A 24,163-nucleotide genomic window follows, 5' to 3' on the forward strand; every position below is an offset into this window, starting at 1 on the left:
CTCCCGGCTTGCGTTCAAGCCGGTTTCCACCTCAATAGTGCAAGACGCGAGACGGGACGGGCGGCGAGGCCGCCGAAAGCCCGCGGCAGGGGCGACCGCAACCACCGATTTTTCCCAGGGGAGGGATGTAATGACTTTTGACCGCCGCAAATTCCTGACGCTCGCCGGCTCGGCCGTGGCTGCGCCCGCCGTGCTGCGCGCCACGCGCGCCAATGCCCAGGAAGTGACGCTGCGCATGCACCACTTCCTGCCGCCGGTGGCGAACGGGCATTCCAAGTTCCTGAAGCCATGGGCCGACAAGGTCGGAGCCGAATCGAACGGCCGGATCAAGATCGACATCTTCCCGTCGATGCAGCTCGGCGGCACGCCGCCGCAACTCTACGACCAGGCTCGCGACGGCGTCGTCGACATCGTCTGGACGCTGCCCGGCAACACGCCCGGCCGCTTCACCGGCATCGAGGCGTTCGAACTGCCCTTCGTGCCGAACAAGCGGGCGCTGGTGAACTCGCTGGCGCTGACCGACTATGCCGCGGAGCACCTCAAGGACGAGTTCAAGGACGTCCATCCGATCTGCTTCTGGGCGCATGATCACGGGCTGATCCATGCCAACAAGCCGGTGAAGACGATGGAGGACCTGAAGGGCCTCAAGCTGCGCTTCCCGACCCGGCTCGCCGGCGAGGCGCTGCGCGCGCTCGGCGCCAACGCCATCGGTATGCCGATCCCGCAGGTGCCGGAATCGCTGGCGCAGCGCGTCATCGACGGCTGTGTCGTGCCCTGGGAGGTCGTGCCGTCGATCAAGGTCCAGGAGCTGGTCAAGAACCATACCGAGATCCCGGGCTCGCCGACCTTCTATGTCGCGACCTTCGTGCTCGCCATGAACAAGGCCAAGTACGAAGGCTTGGCACCCGACCTCAAGGCGATCATCGACAAGAACTCCGGCGCTGCGGCAGCGGCGATGGCCGGCAAGGTCTGGGACGAGCAGGCTGTCGTCGTCTCCGAGATGGTCAAGAAGCGCGGCAACAGCATCGTCACGCTGGAGCAGGCCGAGGCCGAGCGCTGGCAGAAGGCGACCGCGCCGGTGATCGAGGGCTGGCTCAAGACCGCCAAGGACAAGGGCCTCGACGGCGAGAAGCTGCTCGCCTCTGCTCGCGCCGCCCTGACCAAGCACCAGAACGCCGCCTGACGCGATGACCGACAGGGCAGGGGAAGAGCGGCCGCCATCGCGCATCGACGCGGTGGCGGAGACGGTCGCGCTCGTCGGCGGCGCGCTGCTGATCGCGGTCGCGACCATGGTCGTGGTCAGCGTGACCTTGCGCAGCGATCTCGTCGGCGCCGCCGGCGTGCCCGGCGATTTCGAGCTGGTGCAGATGGCGACCGCGGTCGCCGCCTTCTGCTTCCTGCCGCTCTGCCAATTGAAGCGCGGCAACATCTTCGTCGACACTTTCACCCTGAAGCTGCCGCAGCGCTGGCGCGACGGCATCGATGCGCTCTGGGACGTGGTCTACGGCCTCGCCATGGCGCTGATCGCCTGGAGGCTCGGCGTCGGCGCGCGCTCGGCCCTCGCCAGCGGCGAGAACACCATGGTGCTGCAGCTGCCGGCCTATCTGCCGATCGCGCTCTGCGCGGTGCTCGCCGGCTTCGTTGCGCTCGCCGCCTTCGTCAGCGCCAGCCGCCTCATGAGGCAGCCCCGATGAGCGGCGCATCTCTCGCGATCACCGGCTTTGCCGTCATGCTGGCGCTGATGGCGCTGCGCCTGCCGATCGGCCTCGCCATGCTGGTCGTCGGCAGCGCCGGCTATATCCAGCTCAACGGGCTCGAGCCCTTCCTCAACTACATCCGCACCACGCCATATCAGATCTTCGCCAATTACACGCTCTCGGTGATCCCGCTCTTCGTGTTGATGGGCGCCTTCGCCGAGCGTTCCGGGCTGGCGGGCGACCTGTTCAAGGCGGCTTCCGCCTTCGTCGGCCATCGCCGCGGCGGCCTCGGCATGGCGATGATCGGGGCCTGCACCGGCTTCGGCGCGATCTGCGGCTCCTCGGTCGCGACCACCGCGACCTTCGCCCGCGCCGCGCTGCCGCAATTGCGCAGCTATCGCTACGATCCCGGCTTCGCCTGCGGCGTCACCGCGGTCGGCGGCACCCTCGGCATCCTGATCCCGCCCTCTGTCATCCTCGTCGTCTATGCGATCTCGACCGAGCAGAACATCGCCAAGCTGTTCCAGGCGGCGCTGATCCCCGGGCTGATGGCAGCGACGTTCTACTGCATCACCATCTGGATCATGTCGCGCGTCGACGGCACGCTCGCGCCCGCCCATGAGCGCACACCCTGGCGCGAGCGCTGGCCGCTGCTGCTCGGCGTCATCCCGGCGCTGGCGGTCGCGGTGATCGTGGTCGGCGGTATCTATGGCGGCGTCTTCACGCCGACGGAGGGAGCGTCGGTCGGCGCCTTCATCATGCTGGCGATCGGCCTGTTCCGGCGCACGCTCGGCTTCGACGGCGTCAAGCAGGCGATCCTGCAGACGGCCGAGACCTCGGCGATGATCTTCGCGATCCTCCTCGGCGCCGAGGTGTTCAACGCCTTCCTGGCGCTGACGCAGGTGCCGACGGCGGCAGCCGAGATGATCGCGGCGTCGGGCTGGGCGCCCTATACGGTGCTGGTCGGCCTCCTGCTGTTCTACATCGTGCTCGGCGGCGTGATGGACGAACTTGCCATGATCCTGCTGACGCTGCCGGTGTTCTTCCCGATCGTGACCGCGCTCGATTTCGGCATGCCGACCGACGACATCGCGATCTGGTTCGGCATCCTCGTGCTGATCGTGGTCGGCATCGGCATGACCTGCCCGCCGATCGGTCTCAACGTCTTCGTCGTCGCCTCGCTGGCGCGCGACGTGCCGGTGACGCGGATCTATCGCGGCGTGCTGCCCTTCGTCGGAGCCGACGTGATCAGGCTCGGCATCTGCGTGGCATTTCCGGCGCTCAGCCTCTATCTGGTGAAGCTCCTGAACTGAGCGACCGCGAGCAGCAGCATGATCGTACACGACCTCGACATCGATGCCGTCAAGGCGGGCCTGGCCGATGGCTCGATCCTCATCGTCGACGTGCGCGAGCCGCATGAGTTCGCCGCCGGACGCATTCCGGGCTCGGTGTCGCGGCCGCTGTCGCAATTCGATCCTGCCGACCTGCCGAACGAGCCGGGCAAACGCGTCGTGCTCTCCTGCGCCGCCGGGGTGCGCTCGCTGCGGGCGCTGGAATTTGCGCAGGCGGCCGGGCTCGACATCGACAGCCACTATATCGGCGGCTTCAAGGATTGGGCGATGCGGGGAGAACCCGTAGAGCGCTGACATCCCCTGAGCCCTCATCCTGAGGAGCGCTCGGCAGGATGAAGGCTTTGAAGGTATCGACGAGGTGCATCGCCTTCCGGTTGCGGTCAGCGGCACCAGCGTCGATAACGTGGCGCGGCCTCAAATCCGGCCGTGGTCGACCAAAGGTGCCCTATGAAGGCCTCCCGCCTGCTGAGCCTCTCCCTGGCAGCCCTGCTTTGCTCCGTGTCCGCAGCGCCGCCCGCCTTTGCGCAGGCCGCCCCGCAGACAGCAGCGAAGAAGCCGGCGCAGGATCCCGAGCTGCAGGCGGCGATCGCCAAGTCGAATGCCTATACCTCGCTCTCCAACCGGACGATCCGGGCGATCGAATCCTGGGATCGCTACAAGAGCTGGGTCGACCTGAAGAAGGGCCCGACCGGCAAGGAGCGCTACATCGATTACGGGCTCTACAGCCTCTATGACGTGAAGGACGAGATCGCCAAGGCCGAGGCTGCCGCCGGCCAGCCGCCGGCGCAGCCAGAGCTAGACGCCGCCGTGAAGCGCTATATCGCCGCCTATCAGGAGCTGGCGCCGCTGATCACCCGGGCCGAGCGCTATTACGAGCGCAAGGACTATCGCGGCGACAATGTCGCCGAGGGCCGCGAGCTGCATGCCAAGATGGTGCCGGCGGCGGAGGCTTTCCTGCGCGAGCGGACCGTGTTCGGCAATCAGCTCAACGGCTACAAGAAGGGCATCGACGCGCGCGAACTCGCCGCGATCGAGGCGAGCGAGGGCCGGCAGGCCCGCTGGCAGCTGCGCAACATCATGATCAATGCCCGTGCCGTCATGGACGTGATGCCGAGCAACGAGAAGCCGATCGTCGACCTGGCCGCCTTCGATACGGCGCTCGCCGGCTATTCCGGCGCGATCAAGGAAATGGACGCGTTCAAGGACAAGAATGCGTCCGGCGTGCCGATGATCGATTCCTCGGCCAGCTCCTGGCTCGGCAACCTGCGCGATTTCCGCGAGAAGCTCGGCAAGTCGAAGGGCGACGTCCGCAAGGGCGCGGCGGGCGACGCCAACCGGATCGTCTCCAGCTACAACATGATGGTGAGCATGGCAGACAGCGCCGCGCGCATGATCCGCTGAGTTTCAAGTCCCGCCTGCTTGCGCCCGGCGCATCCCGGCCCCCCTATATGGACTGGGGTGACGGCGCGGCTATCCTGCGCCAGTCTTTCTCATTCGAGTGATCCGAAGGAAGTTTGCCGATGCGTCCGATGAAGTTCGGGATGGGCCAGCCGGTGCGGCGGGTCGAGGATCAGCGCCTGACAACCGGCACCGGCCGCTATACCGACGACACCACGGTCGAGGGCGCTCTGCACGCCTATGTGCTGCGCTCGCCGCACGCGCATGCCAAGTTCAAGATCGTCGACAAGCAGGCGGCGCTGAAGCGCAAGGGCGTCAAGCTGATCCTGACCGGCGAGGACGTCGCGCATCTCGGCGACATCCCCTGCAAGGGACTTATCAAGGACATCTCCGGCAAGAACGTGAAGTCGAATTCGGTGCCGGTGCTGCCGACCGACACGGTGCGCCATGTCGGCGAGGCCATCGCCTTCATCGTCGCCGAGACGCTCGACCAGGCCCGCGACGCCGCCGAGGCGATCGAGATCGAGTTCGAGACGCTGCCCTCGATCACGGGCATCGCCGAGGCGCTCGAGAGCGGAGCGCCGCAGGTCTGGTCAGATCGCGACGGCAATGTCGCCTTCGAGGCGGAGCAGGGCAATCGCGAGCGGACGGAGAAGGCCTTCGCCAAGGCCGACCGGACGATTTCGATCACCATCGTCAACAATCGCCTCGCCTCCAACTACATGGAGACGCGCGCCTGCATCGCCGAATACGACAAGGCGACCAAGCGCTGGACCCTGACGCATGGCAGCCAGGGCAGCCACGGCACGCGCGACATCCTCGCCAACTACATCCTCAAGGTCGATCCCTCCCGCATCCGGGTGATCACCCCCGATGTCGGCGGCGGCTTCGGCACCAAGATCTTCATGTACCGCGAATACCCGCTGACCATGGTCGCGGCCGAGAAGCTGAAGCGTCCGGTGCGCTGGGTCGCCGACCGTACCGAGCACTTCCTCGCAGACACCCACGGCCGCGCCAATCTCACCACCGCGACGATGGCGCTCGACAAGCGCGGCAAGTTCATCGGCCTCAAGGTCGATCTCGCCGCCGACATGGGCGCCTATCTCTCGCAGTATGGGCCCTTCATCCCCTGGGTCGGCACGACGATGACGCCGGGCTGCTACAATATCCCGGCGGTGCATGTCCGCTTCCGCGGCGTCTTCACCCACACGACGCCGGTCGACGCCTATCGCGGCGCCGGGCGGCCCGAGGCGGCCTATCTGATCGAGCGCCTGGTCGATGCGATTGCGCGCGAGACCGGCAAGAGCCCCGATGCGGTGCGGGCGCTCAACTTCGTCAAGCCGGCCGAGATGCCGCACAAGACGCAAACCGGCCCGGTCTACGATTCCGGCGAGTTCGAGGGCCATATGCGTCGCGCCATGGAGGTGGCGGACTGGAAGGGCTTCAAGAGCCGCCTGAAGACCTCGCAGAAGGCCGGCAAGCTCCGCGGCATCGGCCTGGCCTGCTATATCGAGGCCTGCGGCGGCGGCGGGCCGGAGAGCTCGACCGTGATCCTGGAGAAGGACGGCACCGTCACCGTGCTGATCGGCACCCAGTCGAACGGGCAGGGCCATGAGACCGCCTATTCGCAGCTCGTCGCCCAGCATCTCGACATCCCGCTCGACCGCATCAAGGTCGTGCAGGGCGATACCGACCGGATCGCGACCGGCTCGGGCACCGGCGGCTCGCGCTCGATCCCGGTGGGCGGCGCGGCGCTGAATGCAGCGACCGGCATCCTCGCCGACAATCTCAAGAGCCTCGCCTCGGAGGCGCTCGAGGCCGCCCCGGGCGATCTCGAGATCGTCGACGGCGCCGTGCGAATCGTCGGCACCGACAAGGCGCTCGATCTCAAGGCGATCGCCAACCTGCCCGGCGCCAAAGCCGAGCAGCTCAGCGTGCATCAGAGCTGGACGCCGCCGGAGGCGACCTATCCGAACGGCACGCATGTGGTGGAACTGGAGGTCGACCCGGCGACCGGCGGCACCGAGATCCAGAACTATGTCGTGGTCGACGATTTCGGTGTGACGCTGAACCCGATCATGCTGCAGGGGCAGGTCCATGGCGGTGCGGCCCAGGGCATCGGCCAGGCGCTGATGGAGGAGATCCGCTTCGATTCGTCCGGCCAGATGCTGACCGCGACCTTCATGGACTACGCCCTGCCGCGCGCGATCGACATCCCGAACTTCCATTTCGAGACGCGCAATGTGCCCTGTGTCACCAACGCCCTCGGCGTCAAGGGCGCAGGCGAGGCCGGGGCGATCGGTGCCTGCCCGGCGGTGATGAACGCCATGGTCGATGCGCTGAACCGCGCTGCCGGCATCAAGGCGATCGACATGCCGGCGACCCCACCAAAGGTGTTCTCGACGTTGAAGGCGGCGGGCTATCTCTCTTGATGCAAGGAGGCCTTTGCTTCCTTGCAAGGAAATTCACGACAATGCGACTTGGCGCTGTCGTGCACGTCAGGTGATCTGGAAGAGTTCAAAACAGCGCCGGGTCCGGCGCTGCCTTCCGGAGGATTCCCACGCATGCTTCGCTCTGCTTTCGTCGCCCTCGGTCTCGCCGTCGGCATTTCCGCCGTCCTGGCACAGGCCAACCCGATCTCCGAGCGGCGCGACGCGATGAAGGCGGTCGGCGCCGCGACGCGCGAGGGCGCGGCGATGGCCAAGGGCGAGGCGCCGTTCGATGCCGCCAAGGCGCAAGCGGTGTTCAAGGTCTATGGAGACGCCGCCAAGAAGATGCCGGGCCTCTATCCGGACAGCGCCAAGACCGGCGGCGAGACCACGGCGGCGCCGAAGATCTGGGAGGACCAGGCTGGTTTCAAGGCCGCTTTCGCCAAGTTCGAGGCGGATGCCGCCAAGGGCGCTGCGGTGACCGATCTTGCCGGCTTCCGCACCGCTTTTGGTGACGCCACCAAGAATTGCGGCACCTGCCACGAGACCTACCGCATCAAGAAGTAACGGGCGGCTTCAAGCCGCCAGATTTGACCTGATCGAAGGAGCGGGCTTCCTTGAGGGAAGGCCCGCTCCATTCGTGTCTGCGAGGTTCGGCTCGAACCCTGTCGCGATACGAGCGTTGTTTGCCCGGGACAACCGAATGAGGAACCGATGCGCCGCCTGCTGATCACGCTTCTGGTCTTCATCGCGTTCGGCGTTGCCGGCTTCTTCGTCCTCACCGATCCACGTGTGGTCTCGCCTGGGCCCGAGGTCGGCACGCTGCCGGCGCCGGATCTCGAGAACGGCAAGCTGCTGTTCGCGGCCGGCGGCTGCGCCTCCTGCCATGCGACGCCGGGACAGGACGACAAGAGCAGGCTGGGCGGCGGGCTGGTGCTGGAGTCGCCCTTCGGCAAGTTCCATGTGCCCAATATCTCGCCGCATACGCGTGACGGCATCGGCAACTGGGGCACGGCCGACTTCATCCAGGCGATGACTGCGGGCGTCTCGCCCTCGGGCCAGCACTATTACCCGGCCTTTCCCTATACCTCCTACCGGCAGATGCCGGCCAAGGCGGTGGCCGATCTCCTCGCCTATATCCGCACGCTGCCCTCGGTCGAGGGCAAGGCGCCGGCCCATGAGCTCGGCTTCCCCTTCAACATCCGCCGCCTGGTCGGTGGCTGGAAGCTGCTGTTCTTCGACGGCGCGCCGTTCAAGGCCGATCCCTCCAAGAGCGAGGAATGGAATCGCGGCGCCTATCTGGTGAACGGTCCCGGCCACTGCGCCGAATGCCATTCCAGCCGCAACCGGCTCGGCGCGATCGTCCAGGCAACGCGCTTTGCCGGCGGTCCGGATCCCGAGGGCAAGGGCTGGGTGCCGAACATCACCCAGGCCGAGGACGGGCTGGGCAAATGGTCCAAGGCCGAGATTGCCGAGCTGCTCAAGACCGGCTTCACGCCAAGCTTCGACAATGTCGGCGGCTCGATGGCTGCAGTGGTGCGCAACATGGCGCAACTTTCGGATGCCGACCGGCTGGCGATGGCTGAGTACCTGAAGTCGCTGCCGGCGGTGCAGGGGCCGGCGAGGCCGCCGAAACCCGCGGGCTAGCCGGACCCCATCGTCAGACCGTCGCTGCGCCTGCCGCGATCCGGTCCAGCACGCTCAACGCATCAGCCGAAAGCTGCAGTTCCGCCGCTGCCAGATTTTCGCGCAGATGGCCGGTCGACGACGTGCCGGGGATCAGCAATATGTTGGGCGCGCGCTGCAGGAGCCAAGCCAGCGCTACTTGCATCGGGGTCGCGTCGAGCGCCTTGGCGACATCGGACAGTGCGGTCGATTGCAGCGGCGTGAAGCCGCCGAGGGGGAAGAACGGCACATAGGCTATCCCGGCAGCGGCGAGGTCGTCGATCAGGGCGTCGTCATGCCGATGCGCCAGATTGTATTGGTTCTGCACGCAGACGATCTCGGCGATGCCGCGCCCCTGCGCCAACTGCTTCGGAGTTACGTTGCTGAGCCCGATATGGCGGACGAGGCCCTGGCGCTGCAATTCGGCGAGCGCGGTGAGCGGTGCCTCGATCGAGCCTTCGGCAGGCCCGTGCACATCGAACATGACGCGCAGATTGACAACGTCGAGCGCATCCAGACCGAGATTGCGCAGGTTGTCATGGACTGCGCTGGTCAGCTCCTCGGCGGAGAAAGCCGGATTCCAGGAGCCGCCGGCACCGCGCTTTGCGCCGATCTTCGTGACGATGACGACATCGTCCGGATAGGGGTGGAGGGCCTCGCGGATGATCTGGTTAGTGACGTGCGGGCCGTAGAAGTCGCTGGTGTCGATGTGGTCGACGCCACTGGCGACGGCTTCGCGCAGGACTGAAAGAGCTGCCTGCCGATCTTTGGGCGGGCCGAACACGCCCGGCCCCGCCAGTTGCATGGCGCCATAGCCCATGCGCTTCACCCGACGCGTGCCGAGCATGAATGTTCCGACTTTGCCGATGTCCGTCATTGACCTGTCTCCTTTGGCTTGACCGAGCATGTACGCGGTCGGCATATAATGGATAAGACAGCTCAATCGGCACGGGCTGTTCGGGAAAGCGAACAATGGCGGCTGATCTTGGCGACCTCACGGCCTTCGTCGCGGTTGCGCGCGCCGGCGGCTTCCGCGATGCGGCGCGGGCCAGCAATGGCAGCGCCTCAAGTTTCAGCGAGGCCGTGCGGCGGCTCGAAGCGCGGCTCGGCGTGCGGCTGCTCAACCGCACCACGCGCAGCGTCGCGCCGACCGAAGCGGGAGCCCGCCTGCTCGACAGGCTGGGACCGGCGCTCGGAGAGGTCGAGGCGGCGCTCGACGTCGTCAACGGCTTCCGCGATCGGCCGGCCGGGACGCTGAGGCTGAACGTGCCGGTCAGCGCGGCGCGGCTCGTGCTGCCCAGGATCGTGCCGGCCTTTCTCGCCGCCTATCCCGACATCACTCTGGAGGTGATCGCCGAGGACAGCTTCGTCGACATGCTCGCTTCGGGCTGCGATGCCGGGATCAGATATGGCGAGCGTCTGGAGCAGGACATGATCGCGATGCCGATCGGCCCGGCCGAACAGCGCTTTGCGACGGCGGCGTCGCCCGCCTATCTCGATCGCTGCGGGCGGCCTGAACATCCGCGCGACCTGCTGGGCCATGCCTGCCTGCGCGGCCGCTTCTCGAGCGGCGCGATGACATCCTGGGAATTCGAGCGCGACGGCGAGATCGTCCGCGTGGAGCCGAGCGGCCCGCTCATCGTTCGTGCCGGCGCTGCGATCGACCTTGCCGTCGAGGCAGCGATTGCGGGCAGCGGCGTCATCCAGCTCTTCGAGGACTGGCTGCGGCCTCATCTCGACAATGGCGCGCTGGAGCCCCTTCTCGAATCCTGGTGGGAGCGCTTCCCCGGGCCGCTCCTGTACTATCCCGGCAGGCGTCATCTGCCGGCGCCGCTTCGCGCCTTCGTCGACTTCGTCAAGGCGCAGGGGCGGTGGCCGTGACTGCGCCTAGTCCATCACCGCCGCCTTGAGGATGCAGACCATCAGGGCGGTGCCGGGCTGGTCGCCGATGCAGCGGACGATGTGCTGGCGGTCGCAGCGATAGCGCAGGGTCTCGCCGGCCTTGGCGCGCTGGGTGATGCCGCCGACATCGACCTCGAACTCGCCCGCGCTGACCGAGAGCGATTCGATCGAGCCGCGCTGATGCCCTTCCGAATCGAGCTCGCCGCCCGGCTCGGCGCTGACCTCGTACCATTGCAGCCATTCGACCGTCTTGATCCAGCCGATGATGGCGAGGCGCAGCTTGCCGTCTTCCGAGACCAAGATCGGCGTGTCGGGCCGGGCGATCTTCTCGATGAAGGCCTCTTCCTCGTTGTTCGAGAGCACGCGCTCGATCGAGACGTCGAGCGCCTGCGACAGCCGCCAGATCGTCGCCAGCGTCGGATTGGTCTCGTTGCGCTCGATCTGGCTGATGATCGACTTGGCGACACCGGACTGTTCGGCCAGTTCGGAGAGCGACAGGTTGTAGGCCTTGCGCAGCCGCTGGATGGTCTTGCCGAGCTGGCCCGAAATCACCTGCGCGCCGGATGCGAGCTCCCGGCCGCCACGTTCCCTGGTTTCGATGCCCATTGTGCTCATGCCTGCCGTCGCCCCTCTTGCCCGTCCAGAATGTGCCGTTTGGGAAAGAGAACGATTGGTTTGTCTTAGCGGACAATGCCTTGGATCGCTCCAGGCGGCAAGTCGAGTGGCTTCAGACCGAGCGGGACGGGCCGGCCTCGCGCGTCTCCTTCTTGAGCAGGCCGAGCTGCTTCTCGCGCAGGATGACGTAGATGCCCGAGGCGATCACGATCAGCGAACCGATGAGCACCGCCTGGACCGGCCATTCGCCGAAGACGAACCAGCCCAGCGCGGTCGCCCAGATCATCGTCGAATACTCGAACGGCGCGATCAGCGAGGCGTCGCCATAGCGGTAGGCCTGGACCAGCAGCATCTGGCCGAGACCGCCGAGCACGCCGATGGTGACGAGCAGGATGAAGTCCTTCAGGTCAGGCACGGTCCAGCCGAGCGCGAGCGTCAGCAGACCGAGCAGCGAGGTCAGCGACATGAAATAGAAGACGATGGCGCCGGTCTTCTCGGTATGGGTCAGCAGCCGGACCTCGATCGAGGCGAAGGCCGAGCAGAAGGCGCCGGCAAGCGCGAGCAGGGCGCCGATGGCCGGGCCGCCCGAGAGCCCGTGGCCGAAGGCCTGCGCGCCCATATGCGGGGAGAGCATCAGGAGCACGCCGAGGAAGCCGACGGCGACCGCGGTCCAGCGATAGATGCGCACGCGCTCCTTCAGGATCAGCGCCGCCAGCACGACGACGATCAACGGCGCGGCATAGCCGATCGCGACCGCGTCCGAGAGCGGCAGCAGATGCAGCGCGGCGAAGCCGAGGAACATGCCGGTCGAGCCGATGACGCCGCGCTTGAGATGGCCGCGCAGATTGCTCGTCTTGAGCGCCTCGGGGAATTCATGGCGCCAGGCCAGCCAGATGATCAGCGGGATCAGCGCGAAGAACGAGCGGAAGAAGACGAGCTCGCCGGTCGGATAGCGCGAGGCCAGCGTCTTGATGCCGGCCGACATCAGCGTGAACGACAGGGCCGAAAGCAGCTTGAGGCTGATGCCGAGGAGCGGTGACAAGGGAACAGGTCGGGCGCGAGGAATGGAAGTCTTGTGCAAGACCTCCAGTCCTTAGACCACGAGCGCCGAGCCGTTCCAAGCGCCGATCTTGCAAACCGGACCGGCGCGTCGCGGGACGCGATGGCGATGCGGTTCAGGCGAGGCGGTATTCGAGGATCTCGTCGTCCCTGTGGTCGAACGTGCCGGTCGAGGTCCAGCCCAGATGCCGGTAGAAGCCATAGGAGCGCACCGCCGGATCGGGCGAGCAGCTGAGGAACAGTCTGGCGAAGCCAAGCTCCCTGAAGTCGGCGACGACCAGGTTCAGCAAGGTCCGTCCGACACCTCTGTCCTCATGGTCGGGGAGCAGCGCCAGCACGGCGATCTCGCCGGTCTCGCGCTCGCCGAAGCAGTAGCCGACAATCTCATCGGCCTCGGTCGCGACATGGCCCGGCAGGCTGCCATCGGCGATGCCGGCCTGCCAGCTTTCGAGCGTGACACCGGCTTCCGCGAGGCGCTCGACCGAGAAGGCGTTCTCCCGTGTCCTGCCACGCAGGACGACACAGGCGGGTGTGTCCTCGGGGACGGCGCGTCGATAGGCGATGGTCATTGGTCTCGGTTTGGTACTGGAGGGTGAGAGCCGGAGCGCATCCTGACGCGCCCCGGCTGGCCCGGTTCAGAAATTGGCGCGGAACGAGCCGCCGTCGATCAGGAAGTTCTGGCCGGTGATGTAGCCGGCATGGGCGCTGGCGATGAAGGCGCAGAGCTTGCCGAACTCGTCGGGCGTGCCGAGGCGGCCGGCCGGTACGGCCGCGAGCCTGCGCTTCGTCGCCTCCTCGATGCTGATGCCCTGCATCTCGGCGACCTTGTTGGTCGCGGTCTTGATCCGGTCGGTATCGAACACGCCGGGCAGGATGTTGTTGATGGTGACGTTGGCATGAGCGATCTCGCGGGCGACGCCGGCGAGGAAGGCGGTGAGGCCGGCGCGGGCGGCGGAGGAGACGTCGAGCCCGGTCAGCGGAGTCAGAACACTGGCAGACGTGATGTTGACGATGCGGCCGAAGCGTCGCTCGATCATGCCGTCGACCACACGCTGCACCAGCTCCAGCGGGGTCGCCATGTTCTGCGCGACGCCTTCGAGCAGTCCCTCGCGCGTCACCTCGCGGAACGGCTTGGGCGGCGGGCCGCCATTGTTGTTGACCAGGATGTCAGGATTGGGCGCAGCGGCGAGCAGCGCATCCTGACCGGCCTTGGTCCCGACGTCGGCGACGACGGCGATCACGGTCGCGCCGGTGCTGGCACGAATCGCGGCCGCGGTGTCCTCAAGCGTCGTGGCGTCACGGCCGTTGACGACGACGGTGCAGCCCGCTTCGGCCAGTGCCTGCGCGCAGCCGCGGCCCAGCCCCTTGCTCGAGGCGCAAACGATGGCCGTGCGGCCGGCGATACCCAGATCCATGGTCGTCTCCCGGAAAGGTCCGTTCCTGTGCGGGCAGGCAAAGCATGCTTTTGCCGCCGCGTCATCAAAGCGTAGTGCAAATCAGACACACGCCGCAGGCAAGGCAACAGCATGGGCCGGCGGCCATGAGCGACGACAGCGACGCCAAGCAGGTTCGCAGCATCTTCATCTCGGACCTGCATCTGGGCACGCGCGGGGCCCAGGCGGATCTCGTGCTGGAGTTCCTGCGCGACTATGACGCGCCGACGATCTACCTGGTCGGCGACATCATCGATGGCTGGCGGCTGAAGAGCGGCTGGTACTTTCCGCAGTCGCACAACGACGTGGTGCAGAAGCTGCTGCGCAAGGTGCGCAAGGGCTCGAAGCTGATCTACGTCACCGGCAACCACGACGACTTCCTGCGCGACTACACCGGCCTGCAGTTCGGCGGCATCACGCTGGTCGACGACATCGTCCACGAGACGGCCGACGGCAAACGCATGCTCGTCATTCACGGCGACCTGTTCGACCTCGTGGTGCGCAATGCCAAATGGCTCGCTCTGCTCGGCGACTGGGCCTACACGATCGCGCTCGTGCTCAACCACGGCATCAACAAGGTCCGCCGCGTCCTTCGCCTGCCGCACTGGTCGCTCTCGGCCTGGGCCAAGCACAAGGTCAAGAACGCCGTGAACTATATCGGCGAGTTCGAGCAGTGCCTCGCCGACGAGGCACGCCGTCACAAGGCCGACGGCGTGATCTGCGGCCACATCCACCATGCCGCGCAGCGCGAGATCGACGGGCTGACCTACATCAACACCGGCGACTGGGTCGAAAGCTGCACGGCCGTGGTCGAGCACGACGATGGCCGCTTCGAGATTGTCCGCTGGCCGCAGCATCGGCAGAAGGGCGAGAAGCTTGCGCCCGTCATGGCACGCCCGACGCCAGCGCCGAGCCTCGTCGAGGCCGCGTGATGCGCGTCCTGATCGCGACGGACGCCTGGCGCCCGCAGATCAACGGCGTGGTGCGCTCGCTGGAGCGGATGGTCGAGGCGGCGCCTGAGTTCGGCGTCACTCCGCATATGCTGACGCCGGAAGGCTTCTGGCAGGTCGGCCTGCCGTCCTACCCCGACATCCGCATCGCACTGGCGACGCGCCGGCATGTCGCGAGGCGGATCGCAGAGTTCGCCCCGGACCATATCCATATCGCGACGGAAGGGCCGATCGGCTGGCTGACGCGCGCCGTCTGCCTGGCCCAGAAGCGCACCTTCACCACGAGCTACCACACCCGTTTCCCGCAATATGTCGCGGCGCGCTGGCCGATCCCCGAAAGCTGGAGCTATCGCTTCCTGCGTCGTTTTCACGGACCGGCGGCTGGCGTGATGGTCTCGACGGCCACCGTCGAGGCGGAGCTCAGCGCCCATGGCTTCGAGCGCATCCTGCGCTGGGGCCGGGGCGTCGATCTCTCGCTGTTTCATCCGCGCCCTGAGAGCGTGCTCGACCTGCCGCGGCCGATCTTCCTCAGCGTCGGCCGGGTGGCGGTCGAGAAGAACCTCGAAGCCTTTCTGTCGCTGCGCCTGCCCGGCAGCAAGGTCGTGGTCGGCGACGGCCCCGCCCGTGCCGACCTGATGCGCGCCTTCCCGGAGGCGCATTTCCTCGGGGCGCGCGAGGGCGAGGATCTCGCGGCGATCTATGCCTCCTCCGACGTCTTCGTCTTTCCGAGCCTGACCGACACCTTCGGCATCGTGCTGCTGGAGGCGGCGGCGAGCGGGCTGCCGGTCGCAGCCTTCCCGGTGCAGGGACCGAGCGACGTCTTCGCCGGCAGCGAGGCGGCGGTGTTGCACGAGGATCTGCGCAGTGCTGCGCTCTCGGCCCTGCGTCTGCCACGCGAGGCCGGGCTGGAACTGGCCAAGCGCCACAGCTGGAACAGCAGCGCCGAGCAGTTCTACGGCCATATGCGCCGGGCGATGCAGGCGGCCGCCGGCAAAATGGTGCGTATCGAGCCGGCGCCGGCCGCGACGACTGCGCTGTCCGTGCGGCTTGAGTCGGCGGAGCGGAAGGAATTCGCGTAAGTCTGGATCAGGCGCCCGGCGTCACAGCCGCCGCGAGCGGGCATGGCGCGGCAGGGCGGGCTGCGGCGCGCTCGCCGGCTTGAGCTCGCTGCGGAAATCGTCTCGGCGCTGGTGCACCGAGGCGATGACGAGGCCCATCGGCACGCCGAGTCCGACCAGCGCCGCTTCCGACAATTGCAGGCTGGCTTCGATCGTTTCAGGTACGGCGTCGTTCACCCCAAGCTCGTACAGATGCCGCGCATGCTTGGCGTCGCGGGCGCGGGCGACGATGATGAGGTCCTGCCGCACGCCGCGCGCTGCCGCGACGATCTCGTCAACGGCGCGGGGATTGTCGATGGTGACGATCAGCGCGGTCGCCTCTTCGAGGCCGCAGAGTCGCAGGAAATCCGGCTGGGTGGCGTTGCCGTAGAAGGCGGGGCGGCCGGCGCGGCGTTGCGTCGCGACCACGGCCGGGTCTGCGTCGAGGCTGATATAGGGCACCTTGTGCTGCGAGAGCATCTCGCCGACCAGCCGGCCGACGCGGCCGAGGCCGACGACAATGGCGCGGGGGGCATGATCGTCCGGCGGCAGGATATTCGCTTCGTCCGGAATTTTCACGGCCGGCGCCAGGCGTGCCGAGAGCTTTCGCGCCATGCGGGCAGCGAGCGGCAGGAAGATCATCGTCAGCGAGACGCCCGCGAGCACGAGCGCGGCCGCGTTCTGGTCGACCAGCTTGGCCGCGACGGACGCGGTCAGCAGCACGAAGGCGAACTCGCCGCCGGGCCCGACCATGATCGCGGTTTCGAGCGCGGTCGGCACCGACAGTTTGAAGTAGCGGGCGAACAGGAAGGTGATCGCGACCTTGGCGAGGAAGAGCCCGGCGGCGATGCTCAGGATCGCAACAGGCTGGGCCGCCAGGGCTGCAGGGTTCACGCTCATGCCGACGGTGAGGAAGAAGACGCCGATCAGCAGCGACTTGAACGGCTCGATCGTCACCTCGATGGCGCGGCGATACTCGGTCTCCGCCAGCAGCAGCCCGGCGATGAAGGCCCCAAGTCCCATGGAGAGGCCGGCTCCGGCGGCGATCAGTCCTGTGCCGAGCGCGACCAGCAGGGTTGCCGCCATGAAACTCTCGGAGGAATCCGTCGATGCGACCAGGCGAAAGAGCGGGCGCATGGCGAGGCGGCCGATCACGACGATCGCGGCAATGGCTGCAATCGCCTGCAGCAGCGCCTGGGTCAGGCCGGCGATCAGCGAACCGCCATTCTGCGCACCGAGCACGCTGACCAGGAAGAGCAGCGGAATCACCGCAAGGTCCTGGCAGAGCAGGATGGCGAAGCTGGCGCGTCCGGCCGAGGAGGTCATGCGGCGATGGGCCGAGAGCAGCTCGACCACCATCGCGGTCGAGGACAGGGCGAGCGCCGTGCCAATCAGCAGCGCCGCGGCAGCCGGCTGTCCGAAGCTGTAGGCGATGGCGCTGATCGCCGCGGCCGAGAACGCGACCTGCCCGAGGCCGAGTCCGAAGACCAGCCGGCGCATGGTCTTGAGGCGCTCATAGGACAGTTCCAGCCCGATGACGAAGAGCAGGAAGGCGACGCCGAGTTCGGCCGGGCCGGCGAGCGCCTCTGCGCTCGAGACGGTGATGGTGCTGAGGATCGGGATCTTGGCGACGAGCCCGCCGAGACCATAGGGGCCGAGCACGGCACCGCAGGCCATGAAGGCGACGACCGAATTGACCCGGAAACGCTTGGCGAAGGGCACGATCACGCCGGCCGTGGCGAGCACGACCACGGCGTCACGATAGGCGGAAGGATCGATCGTCCCGGCCACGTCACCCTCGAAGAATCAAGCGAAGCTGCTGATCGCGAAGCTTTGCTTGGCAAAGCCTTGCAACACAAACCAAAACTCGCGTCGGGCCGACGAAAACTTGCCCTGTTGCCGGTCGACCTCTAAGCACGATGCTGTTCGCGGCAGCAGCATGGCCGCAAGCCAGCGATATGAAGGTCCCGCATGCGCTTTACCGGCACCGCTTCCTACGTCGCCACCGAGGACCTGACCGTCGCGGTCAATGCCGCGATCCGGCTGGAGCGACCGCTGCTGGTCAAGGGCGAGCCCGGCACCGGCAAGACCGTGCTGGCCGAGGAGATCGCCGCCGCGCTCGGCGCGCCGCTGCTGACCTGGCACGTCAAGTCGACGACCAAGGCGCAGCAGGGCCTCTACGAGTACGACGCGGTCAGCCGCCTGCGCGACAGCCAGCTCGGCGACGCCCGCGTCTCCGACATCGCCAACTACATCAAGCGCGGCAAGCTCTGGGAGGCCTTCGTCTCGCCGGTGCGGCCCGTGCTGCTCATCGACGAGATCGACAAGGCCGACATCGAGTTCCCGAACGACCTGCTGCTCGAGCTCGACCGCATGGAGTTCCATGTCTACGAGACCGGCGAGACGATCCGCGCGGCGCAGCGGCCGGTGATGATCATCACCTCGAACAACGAGAAGGAGCTGCCGGACGCCTTCCTGCGCCGCTGCTTCTTCCACTACATCCGCTTCCCGGACGCCGAGACGATGCAGAAAATCGTCGAGGTCCACTTTCCCGGCATCAAGAAGCGTTTGATGGAGGAGGCGCTGCGCCTGTTCTTCGAGGTGCGCGAGGTGCCTGGCATCAAGAAGAAGCCCTCGACCTCCGAATTGCTCGACTGGCTGAAGCTGCTCGTCGCCGACGATATCGGCCCCGAGGTGCTGCGCGAGCGCGATCCGCGCAAGCTGATCCCGCCGCTGCACGGCGCGCTGCTCAAGAACGAGCAGGATGTCTCGCTGTTCGAGAAGCTCGCCTTCATGGCGCGGCGGGAGAGCCGTTGAGCTTGGCCTCCGCCACCGTGTCGCAAGGCGGGATCGCGGTGGCGAGGTCGACTTTGGGATCGATCTCGCGGACGGCGTCCCTGAGATCGAAATCACGCATCAGCAGGACATAGTCCTGTGTTTCCGACGTCCTGAGATAGCCTGACATCGCGATCGGCTTGCCTGAGAGCTCGCCCAGGCGGCAAGCCTTGTCCGCTCCCAGCGCCAGGCTGCCGCGATTGCCGCTGTTCTGCGGGCCGGCGAACATCTCTTCGCGGAAGGCGCCAAGGCGGGCGGTGTCGGCTCGGCTCAGCCTGAACAGGGTGAAGCGGCGTCCCGGCGAAGCCACCGCCGGCAGCTTCGCCAGCTCGGCGGCTTCGCGGACTTCTTCCAGCACGACCTTGCGTTCATGGCGCCCGCCATCCTTGGGCAAGGCGATGAGCGTCATGGTGACGCCGTCGGGCAGGGTGCGGATGTCGGCCGGCAGGCTGATGCCGGCGCGCAGTTCGGCGAGGTCGGTCGTCTTGATGTCGACCTTGGCCAGCTTCGGCAAAGAGGCCAGCGGGACGTGGCCGCAGCCGGCAAGCAGGCCGCAAAGCAGGAGTGTGGCGGGCAGAACAGGGCGCATCGAGCTTTCCAGAGAAATGGTTTTGACATTCAGAAATTCATCTCTTAGTTTAATTTTGTCAATCACGGAGTGAAGAGGCATGGTATCCCTTGTGAGCACGGCGCAGGAGCGGTCCCCCATGGCGAGGCTGCGGCGCGTAAGCACGATTGCGCGCGTCCTGTGCATTGCGGCGGCGGCCTTGATGGCGTTCGGCGCCGTCTGGCTCTGGCGCGATCCCGAGCAGCTCGCTGCCTATGCCCGCGGCACGATCGGCGTCAGCGCCCCGGTCGGCCCGTTCTCGGAGCGCGGCTATTGGGCGGCGCTGACGATCGGCCTCGTACCTGCGGGCCTCTTCGTTGCCGCGATGTTGCGGCTATCGAGCCTGTTCGGCCGCTTCGGCCGCGGCCAGGTGCTGGAGGAGGAGAACGCGCAGCGCCTCACGCGGATCGGCTGGCTGCTGACGGCAATGGGTGTGGCGACGCCGCTGGCGCGGGTGCTGCAGAGCGTCGCGCTGACCTTCGACAACCCGTCAGGCCAGAAGCAATTGGCGATCACGCTCGATCCGGGGACGTTCGGCGTGCTGGCCGCAGGGGCGGCGCTGGTCGCCTTCGGGCTGGTACTCAGGGAGGCGGTCCGGCTCGCGGACGAGAATCAGAGTTTCGTGTAGGAGTTCGACGATGCCGATCATCGTCGAACTCGATGTCATGCTGGCGCGCCGCAAAATGCGCTCGAAGGAACTGGCCCAGCGCATCGGGCTGACCGAGCAGCAGGTCTCGCAGCTGAAGTCCGGAAAGGTCCGCGGCATGCGCTTCGATACGCTGACGCGGATCTGTGCCGTGCTCCACTGCCAACCGGGCGACCTGCTGCGCTACGAGCCGGGCGCCGATGATCTTGTGCCCGGCTCCGATGGCGATAATGCGTAGTGCCTGTCAGCCCAGCCCGAGCAGCGGGCGCGCCTGCAGCGCCGCGACGAGCGCCGTCGCGGTGATGGCGGCATAGGCGGCCGAGACCGTCCCGAGCGCGACGAGCCCGGCCTTGCGCTGCCGGCTCGCCAACCAGAGAGCCACGCCGATCGCCGGGATGATCTGCAAGGCGTGCAGGCCAAGGAAATGCGCGATGCGCAGATCCCCGATCGTCAGCGACCAGCCGAAGAAAGGCATCGTCCGATGCGCTTCCGGCACGATGCCGACATAGTGGCCGCTCGCGCTCGAACTGAGGATCGCGCCGCTGGCGAGCCCGAAGACGCAGGTGAGGGCGAGCCCGACGACCAGAGACCAGCGCACCACCTCCGGCATCGGAGCGGCATCGCGGCGGGAAAGCCCATAGGCGAGGAAGCCGGGCGCGATCGTGAACATCACCGCGCCGATGCCCATCAGCGCGTAGAGCGCGATGCCGATCCAGTCGTCGCGGTTGTAGTGCGAGGCTTCGACCCGCGAGGCGCGCCAGGCGATGTAGAGCACTTCGAGGACGATCGGCACGATCACCGGCCAGACCATGTAGCGCCCGAGCCAGGAGGCGCGGAAGCGGTCGCTCGCGAGCGGCAGGAACAGCGCCAGAGTCAGCAGGTAGAACGCGACCGAGAGCTCGAATTTCAGCGGCTTGATCCAGGTGTCGACGCCATGGAATTGCCTGGTATCGATCAGCCAGGCGAGAGTGGTCGGCACCGCCAGGGCGAGCATGGCCAAGGCGGCGGCGGTGAGGCGCGGCTCGAGCTCGAGATCGGGCAGCCAGGCCGGAAGGCGGGCCTGCAGGCGTGCGATACGGTCTTCGCGTGCCAGGCGAAAGCAGGCTTCCAGCAGCAGATAGGTGATGAAACCAAACGGGCCGAACAGGAAGGTCAGCAGAAGCACCGGCAGCATCAGCCAATGCGGGATCGCCTCTTCCTGCGAGCGGCGCAGGATCCAATTGCCGAGGAAGAGATCGAAGGCGAGGTAGTGCACCCAGCCGGCGAGCAGCAGCGGCTTCGAGGCGAACAGGGCCGCAACCGAATCGAGCGAGGAGAAGCCGCCCTTGGCGTCGTGCCAATGGACGGCGATCAGCACGGCATAGCCGAGCGAGAGCAGGGCCGGGATGATCCAACCGGCAAGCGCTGCGGAAATGCCGCGCCAGCGTGGCAGCAGGATCAAGGCGGCCCAGCCGATCATCGCGAGCTGGCCTGCCCGGGTGAAGGCATCGTCGAAGCTGAGAGGCATCCTGCGCTCCAATCTTGACGCTGTTTAGTTGCGGGCTTGTCCTATTGCGTTATCTTAACGGCGTCAAGTTTAATGGCGGCGGCGGCGGCGGCGTGCGATGGATACCAAGGTCGGCAAGCGCGGCGGCTATCACCACGGCGACCTGCGCCAAGCGATGATCGACGCGGCGGAGGCGGTGCTGGCCGAGAAGGGCGTCGGCGGCTTCACCTTGCGCGAATGCGCCCGCCGGGCCGGGGTTTCGCCGGCGGCGCCGGCGCATCATTTCGGCAATCTCGTTGGCCTTCTGACCGCGATCGCGACGCTCGGCTTCGACGATCTGTCGCTGACGATGGAGGCGGCCATCGCCAAGGCCGAGGCGTCCGGCGGCGATCGGCTGGCGGCGATCTGCGAGGGCTATCTCGCGGTCGCGCTGACGCGGCCCGGCCGCTTCCGCGTCGTCTTCGGGCGGCTCGGCCTGAAGAGCGGGGACGACGATCTGCGTCGCGCCGCCGTCCGGGCCTTCGGCATCCTGGTCCGGGAGACCAAGCTGGCGCTGGGGCGAGAGGTCGATGCCGATGTGCTGATGCGGCTGCCGTCGAGCTATGACGATGACGCCGATCTCGCCGAGATCCTGTTCGTCTGGTCGATCACCCATGGCTTCTCGACCATGCTGATCGACGGCCAGCTCGCGCCGCTGGAGATGCAGCCGGGCGGGCGCGAGCGGCTGATCGCGCTGTATTCGGGTCGTCTCATGGAGATGCTTCTCGCCGCAGTACGGGCTTCACCGCCCAAGCCACTCGCAAATCCCGCCAGCCATGGTTAGATGGCGGCCATGCGCCGCCTCATGCTTCTGCGCCATGCCAAATCGGCCTGGCCCGCCAACACCGCCGATCGCGACCGGCCGCTCGCCACGCGTGGACGCGAAGCCGCCCCGGTCATGGGGCGTTATCTCGCCGAGGAGCTGCTGCTGCCGGATCTCGTCCTGATCTCGCCGGCCAAGCGCACGGCCGAGACCTGGGAGCTGGTCAAGCCGATGCTGCCGGAGAAGCCGCCGACGCATTACGAGCCGCGCATCTACGAGGCCAAACCCGAGCGCCTGCTCAATGTGGTACAGGAAACGGATCCTGGCGTCCGCACGCTCCTCATGATCGGCCATAATCCCGGCTTCGAGGAGCTGGCCGCCAGGCTCGCCGGCCATGGCGACCGCTATGCCGCCGCGCGGATGGCGCAGAAATACCCGACCTGCGGTCTCGCCGTGATCGATTTTGCCATCGAGGACTGGCGCGATCTGGCCGCGCAAGGCGGCCGGCTCGACCGCTTCGTCACGCCGGGCTCGCTCGGCGAGGGGCCCGACGAATGAGATCGGGCTCGTACACACCCGCCCTCATCCTGAGGAGCGCTCTGAAGGAGCGCGTCTCGAAGGATGCTCCAGTTGTTTCCGGAGCCTCTTGGAGCATCCTTCGAGACGCCGCTGCGCGGCTCCTCAGGATGAGGGCTGAGGGTATTCCGCAGCGGCTTTCGAATCCGCTGCCCCGGTGAGCGAGCGCTCCTATCTCGAAGAGGCGCGCAATGCCGCGCTCGCTTTCGGCGACAGCCTGCTCGGGCTGGCGCGGCCGCGCCTGCGCATCGGCGTCACCGGCCTGTCGCGCTCGGGCAAGACGGTCTTCACCACCGCGCTGATCCAGAACCTGGTCGAAGGCGCAAAGCTGCCGGTGCTGAAGGCTTCGGCGGAAGGGCGGATTGCCCGTGTGCGACTGGTGCCGCAGCCCGACCCGGAGATCCCGCGCTTTCCCTATGAGGCGCATCGCGCCGCACTTTCGGGGCCGGATCGGCGCTGGCCGGAGTCGACGCGGCGGATCTCGGAGCTGCGGATCGAGATCGATTACGAGCGCGCCGAGGGCTGGTTCAAGGGGCCGGCGACGCTGACGCTCGACATCGTCGACTATCCCGGCGAATGGCTGCTCGATCTCGCGTTGATCGGGCAGGATTACGCCAACTGGTCGGCGCAGGCGGTCGCGGATGCGCGCAAGGCGCACCGGCTCGCCATCGCAGCACCCTGGCTCGACGATTTGAAACAGCGCGACCCGGCCGGGTCAGCGGACGAACTCGCGGCGGAAGCGGCGAGTGACGTCTTCAAGACCTATCTCGCCGCCCTGCGCGCTGATCCGGAGGCCGTGGCGGTGACCCCGCCTGGCCGCTTCCTGATGCCGGGCGATCTCGAGGGCTCGCCGGCCCTGACCTTCGCGCCGCTCGATCTGCCACCGGGCGTGCAGCCGCAGGCCGGCACGCTCGCCGGACTGATGGCCGAGCGCTTCGAAGCCTATAAGCGGGTCGTGGTCGGCCCCTTCTTTCGCGAGCATTTCGCCCGGCTCGACCGGCAGATCGTACTGGTCGACGCGCTGGCGGCGCTCGATGCGGGTCCGGCTGCGCTCGCCGATCTCGAAACCGCGCTCGGCCAGGCGCTCTCGGCCTTCGCCGTCGGCCGCAACAGCCTGCTGTCGAGCCTGTTCGCGCCGCGGATCGAGAAGGTGTTGTTCGCAGCGACAAAGGCCGATCATCTGCACCATACCAGCCATGACCGGCTCGCCGGCGTGATGTCGCATCTGGTCGCGCGAGCCGCTGCGCAGGCGCAAGGGGCCGGAGCCAAGGTCGAGGCGATGGCTTTCGCCGCGATCCGCGCGACGCGCGAGGTCCGCATCCGCGAGGGCCGCGAGGAATTGCCGGCCATCGCCGGCGTTCCCGAGGCCGGAGAGGTGGTCGATGGCGAGGTCTTCGACGGCCAGACGGAAGCGGCGATCTTTCCCGGCGACCTGCCGGAGCGGCCCGGCGCGATCTTCGATGCCAGTGCGCCGCGCTGGCATGTCCGGGCGCCGCGTTTCCGGCCGCCGCTGGTCAAGCCGGACGCCGGCGGGCGATTGGCGCCGCCGCCGCAGATCCGCCTCGACCGCGCGCTCGAATTCCTGATCGGTGACAGGCTGGCGTGAGGAGGCGA

General features: G+C 67.2%; 25 protein-coding genes. 17 read left to right on the top strand and 8 right to left on the bottom strand.

The genetic code is table 11. The features are described 5' to 3' along the window. Positions 1-130 precede the first annotated feature (130 nt). The 8 genes from CXY91_RS03550 to CXY91_RS03585 all read left to right on the top strand — a co-directional run bounded on the left by CXY91_RS03550 (position 131) and on the right by CXY91_RS03585 (position 8,523). Entirely contained in the window at positions 131-1,183 is a 1,053-nt protein-coding gene (locus CXY91_RS03550) for a TRAP transporter substrate-binding protein (protein WP_091843324.1), read from the top strand. Between the two features lie 4 nt (positions 1,184-1,187). Then, positions 1,188-1,694, top strand: coding sequence for a TRAP transporter small permease (locus CXY91_RS03555; RefSeq protein WP_091843319.1), 507 nt, complete (start codon positions 1,188-1,190; stop codon positions 1,692-1,694). Beyond that, entirely contained in the window at positions 1,691-3,010 is a 1,320-nt protein-coding gene (locus CXY91_RS03560; RefSeq protein WP_100959317.1) for a TRAP transporter large permease, read from the top strand. The genes CXY91_RS03555 and CXY91_RS03560 overlap by 4 nt, the downstream gene beginning before the upstream one ends. A gap of 18 nt (positions 3,011-3,028) precedes the next feature. Further along, on the top strand, positions 3,029-3,343 hold the full coding sequence (locus CXY91_RS03565; RefSeq protein WP_091843311.1) for a rhodanese-like domain-containing protein: 315 nt from the start codon (positions 3,029-3,031) through the stop codon (positions 3,341-3,343). Between the two features lie 153 nt (positions 3,344-3,496). Continuing rightward, complete coding sequence (locus tag CXY91_RS03570; protein WP_100959318.1) at positions 3,497-4,450, top strand: YiiG family protein; 954 nt, start codon at positions 3,497-3,499, stop codon at positions 4,448-4,450. Between the two features lie 119 nt (positions 4,451-4,569). Next, positions 4,570-6,879: a xanthine dehydrogenase family protein molybdopterin-binding subunit gene (locus tag CXY91_RS03575; RefSeq protein WP_100959319.1), complete on the top strand. Its 2,310-nt coding sequence runs from the start codon at positions 4,570-4,572 to the stop codon at positions 6,877-6,879. Positions 6,880-7,011: 132 nt separating this feature from the next. Beyond that, a complete protein-coding gene (locus CXY91_RS03580; protein ID WP_091843298.1) occupies positions 7,012-7,443 on the top strand; it encodes a c-type cytochrome in 432 nt (143 codons plus the stop codon). Positions 7,444-7,590: 147 nt separating this feature from the next. After that, positions 7,591-8,523: a cytochrome c gene (locus CXY91_RS03585; protein WP_100959320.1), complete on the top strand. Its 933-nt coding sequence runs from the start codon at positions 7,591-7,593 to the stop codon at positions 8,521-8,523. A 13-nt stretch (positions 8,524-8,536) separates the two neighbouring features. On the opposite strand, the gene CXY91_RS03590 is transcribed toward CXY91_RS03585, so the two are convergent. Further along, positions 8,537-9,418 (bottom strand): aldo/keto reductase family oxidoreductase, encoded by an 882-nt coding sequence (locus tag CXY91_RS03590; protein WP_100959321.1) that lies wholly within the window; start codon positions 9,416-9,418, stop codon positions 8,537-8,539. Between the two features lie 95 nt (positions 9,419-9,513). On the opposite strand from CXY91_RS03590, the gene CXY91_RS03595 reads away from it, so the two are divergent. Beyond that, complete coding sequence (locus CXY91_RS03595; protein WP_100959322.1) at positions 9,514-10,422, top strand: LysR family transcriptional regulator; 909 nt, start codon at positions 9,514-9,516, stop codon at positions 10,420-10,422. A gap of 6 nt (positions 10,423-10,428) precedes the next feature. Here the strand turns inward: CXY91_RS03595 and CXY91_RS03600 are convergent, their stop codons facing one another. From CXY91_RS03600 to CXY91_RS03615, 4 genes are all read right to left on the bottom strand, one after another. Next, entirely contained in the window at positions 10,429-11,049 is a 621-nt protein-coding gene (locus tag CXY91_RS03600) for a helix-turn-helix domain-containing protein (RefSeq protein WP_091843280.1), read from the bottom strand. Positions 11,050-11,170: 121 nt separating this feature from the next. Then, a complete protein-coding gene (locus CXY91_RS03605) occupies positions 11,171-12,100 on the bottom strand; it encodes a DMT family transporter (RefSeq protein ID WP_091843277.1) in 930 nt (309 codons plus the stop codon). Between the two features lie 133 nt (positions 12,101-12,233). Beyond that, positions 12,234-12,686: a GNAT family N-acetyltransferase gene (locus CXY91_RS03610; protein ID WP_100959323.1), complete on the bottom strand. Its 453-nt coding sequence runs from the start codon at positions 12,684-12,686 to the stop codon at positions 12,234-12,236. A gap of 66 nt (positions 12,687-12,752) precedes the next feature. Then, positions 12,753-13,532, bottom strand: a complete 780-nt coding sequence (locus tag CXY91_RS03615; RefSeq protein ID WP_091843270.1) for an SDR family oxidoreductase — start codon at positions 13,530-13,532, stop codon at positions 12,753-12,755. 125 nt (positions 13,533-13,657) lie between these two features. Between CXY91_RS03615 and CXY91_RS03620 the strand changes: the two genes are divergently transcribed. Next, positions 13,658-14,482 carry a UDP-2,3-diacylglucosamine diphosphatase gene (locus CXY91_RS03620; protein ID WP_100959324.1) on the top strand — a complete coding sequence of 275 codons (825 nt, stop codon included), beginning with the start codon at positions 13,658-13,660 and terminating at the stop codon, positions 14,480-14,482. Further along, positions 14,482-15,579, top strand: a complete 1,098-nt coding sequence (locus CXY91_RS03625) for a glycosyltransferase family 4 protein (RefSeq protein ID WP_100959325.1) — start codon at positions 14,482-14,484, stop codon at positions 15,577-15,579. Before CXY91_RS03620 ends, CXY91_RS03625 begins: the two co-directional genes overlap by 1 nt. Positions 15,580-15,600: 21 nt before the next feature. Here CXY91_RS03625 and CXY91_RS03630 read toward each other — a convergent pair whose 3' ends face one another. Beyond that, positions 15,601-17,388 carry a cation:proton antiporter domain-containing protein gene (locus CXY91_RS03630; RefSeq protein ID WP_091843258.1) on the bottom strand — a complete coding sequence of 596 codons (1,788 nt, stop codon included), beginning with the start codon at positions 17,386-17,388 and terminating at the stop codon, positions 15,601-15,603. Between the two features lie 180 nt (positions 17,389-17,568). Here CXY91_RS03630 and CXY91_RS03635 point away from each other — a divergent pair, with 180 nt between their 5' ends. After that, the gene (locus CXY91_RS03635) at positions 17,569-18,414 is read left to right on the top strand and encodes an AAA family ATPase (RefSeq protein ID WP_091843255.1); all 846 of its coding nucleotides are present in this window, start codon (positions 17,569-17,571) and stop codon (positions 18,412-18,414) included. Here CXY91_RS03635 and CXY91_RS03640 read toward each other — a convergent pair. Beyond that, positions 18,389-19,021 carry a hypothetical protein gene (locus CXY91_RS03640; protein ID WP_100959326.1) on the bottom strand — a complete coding sequence of 211 codons (633 nt, stop codon included), beginning with the start codon at positions 19,019-19,021 and terminating at the stop codon, positions 18,389-18,391. The two genes, CXY91_RS03635 and CXY91_RS03640, sit on opposite strands and share 26 nt — an antisense overlap. A gap of 181 nt (positions 19,022-19,202) precedes the next feature. Here CXY91_RS03640 and CXY91_RS03645 point away from each other — a divergent pair, with 181 nt between their 5' ends. Further along, positions 19,203-19,667: a DUF2975 domain-containing protein gene (locus CXY91_RS03645; protein WP_158673253.1), complete on the top strand. Its 465-nt coding sequence runs from the start codon at positions 19,203-19,205 to the stop codon at positions 19,665-19,667. A 10-nt stretch (positions 19,668-19,677) separates the two neighbouring features. Further along, a complete protein-coding gene (locus tag CXY91_RS03650; protein ID WP_100959328.1) occupies positions 19,678-19,923 on the top strand; it encodes a helix-turn-helix domain-containing protein in 246 nt (81 codons plus the stop codon). 6 nt (positions 19,924-19,929) lie between these two features. Here CXY91_RS03650 and CXY91_RS03655 read toward each other — a convergent pair whose 3' ends face one another. Then, positions 19,930-21,192 carry an ABA4-like family protein gene (locus CXY91_RS03655; protein WP_100959329.1) on the bottom strand — a complete coding sequence of 421 codons (1,263 nt, stop codon included), beginning with the start codon at positions 21,190-21,192 and terminating at the stop codon, positions 19,930-19,932. A 97-nt stretch (positions 21,193-21,289) separates the two neighbouring features. Between CXY91_RS03655 and CXY91_RS03660 the strand changes: the two genes are divergently transcribed. The 3 genes from CXY91_RS03660 (at position 21,290) to CXY91_RS03670 (ending at position 24,155) form a co-directional block, all read left to right on the top strand. After that, positions 21,290-21,994: a TetR/AcrR family transcriptional regulator gene (locus tag CXY91_RS03660; RefSeq protein ID WP_100959330.1), complete on the top strand. Its 705-nt coding sequence runs from the start codon at positions 21,290-21,292 to the stop codon at positions 21,992-21,994. A 9-nt stretch (positions 21,995-22,003) separates the two neighbouring features. Beyond that, a complete protein-coding gene (locus CXY91_RS03665) occupies positions 22,004-22,531 on the top strand; it encodes a SixA phosphatase family protein (RefSeq protein WP_091843388.1) in 528 nt (175 codons plus the stop codon). A 175-nt stretch (positions 22,532-22,706) separates the two neighbouring features. Next, on the top strand, positions 22,707-24,155 hold the full coding sequence (locus CXY91_RS03670) for a YcjX family GTP-binding protein (protein WP_100959331.1): 1,449 nt from the start codon (positions 22,707-22,709) through the stop codon (positions 24,153-24,155). Positions 24,156-24,163 lie beyond the last annotated feature (8 nt).

Origin of the sequence: Allobosea sp. FBZP-16, assembly GCF_002831785.1 — a bacterium.
Lineage (GTDB): Bacteria > Pseudomonadota > Alphaproteobacteria > Rhizobiales > Beijerinckiaceae > Allobosea > Allobosea lupini.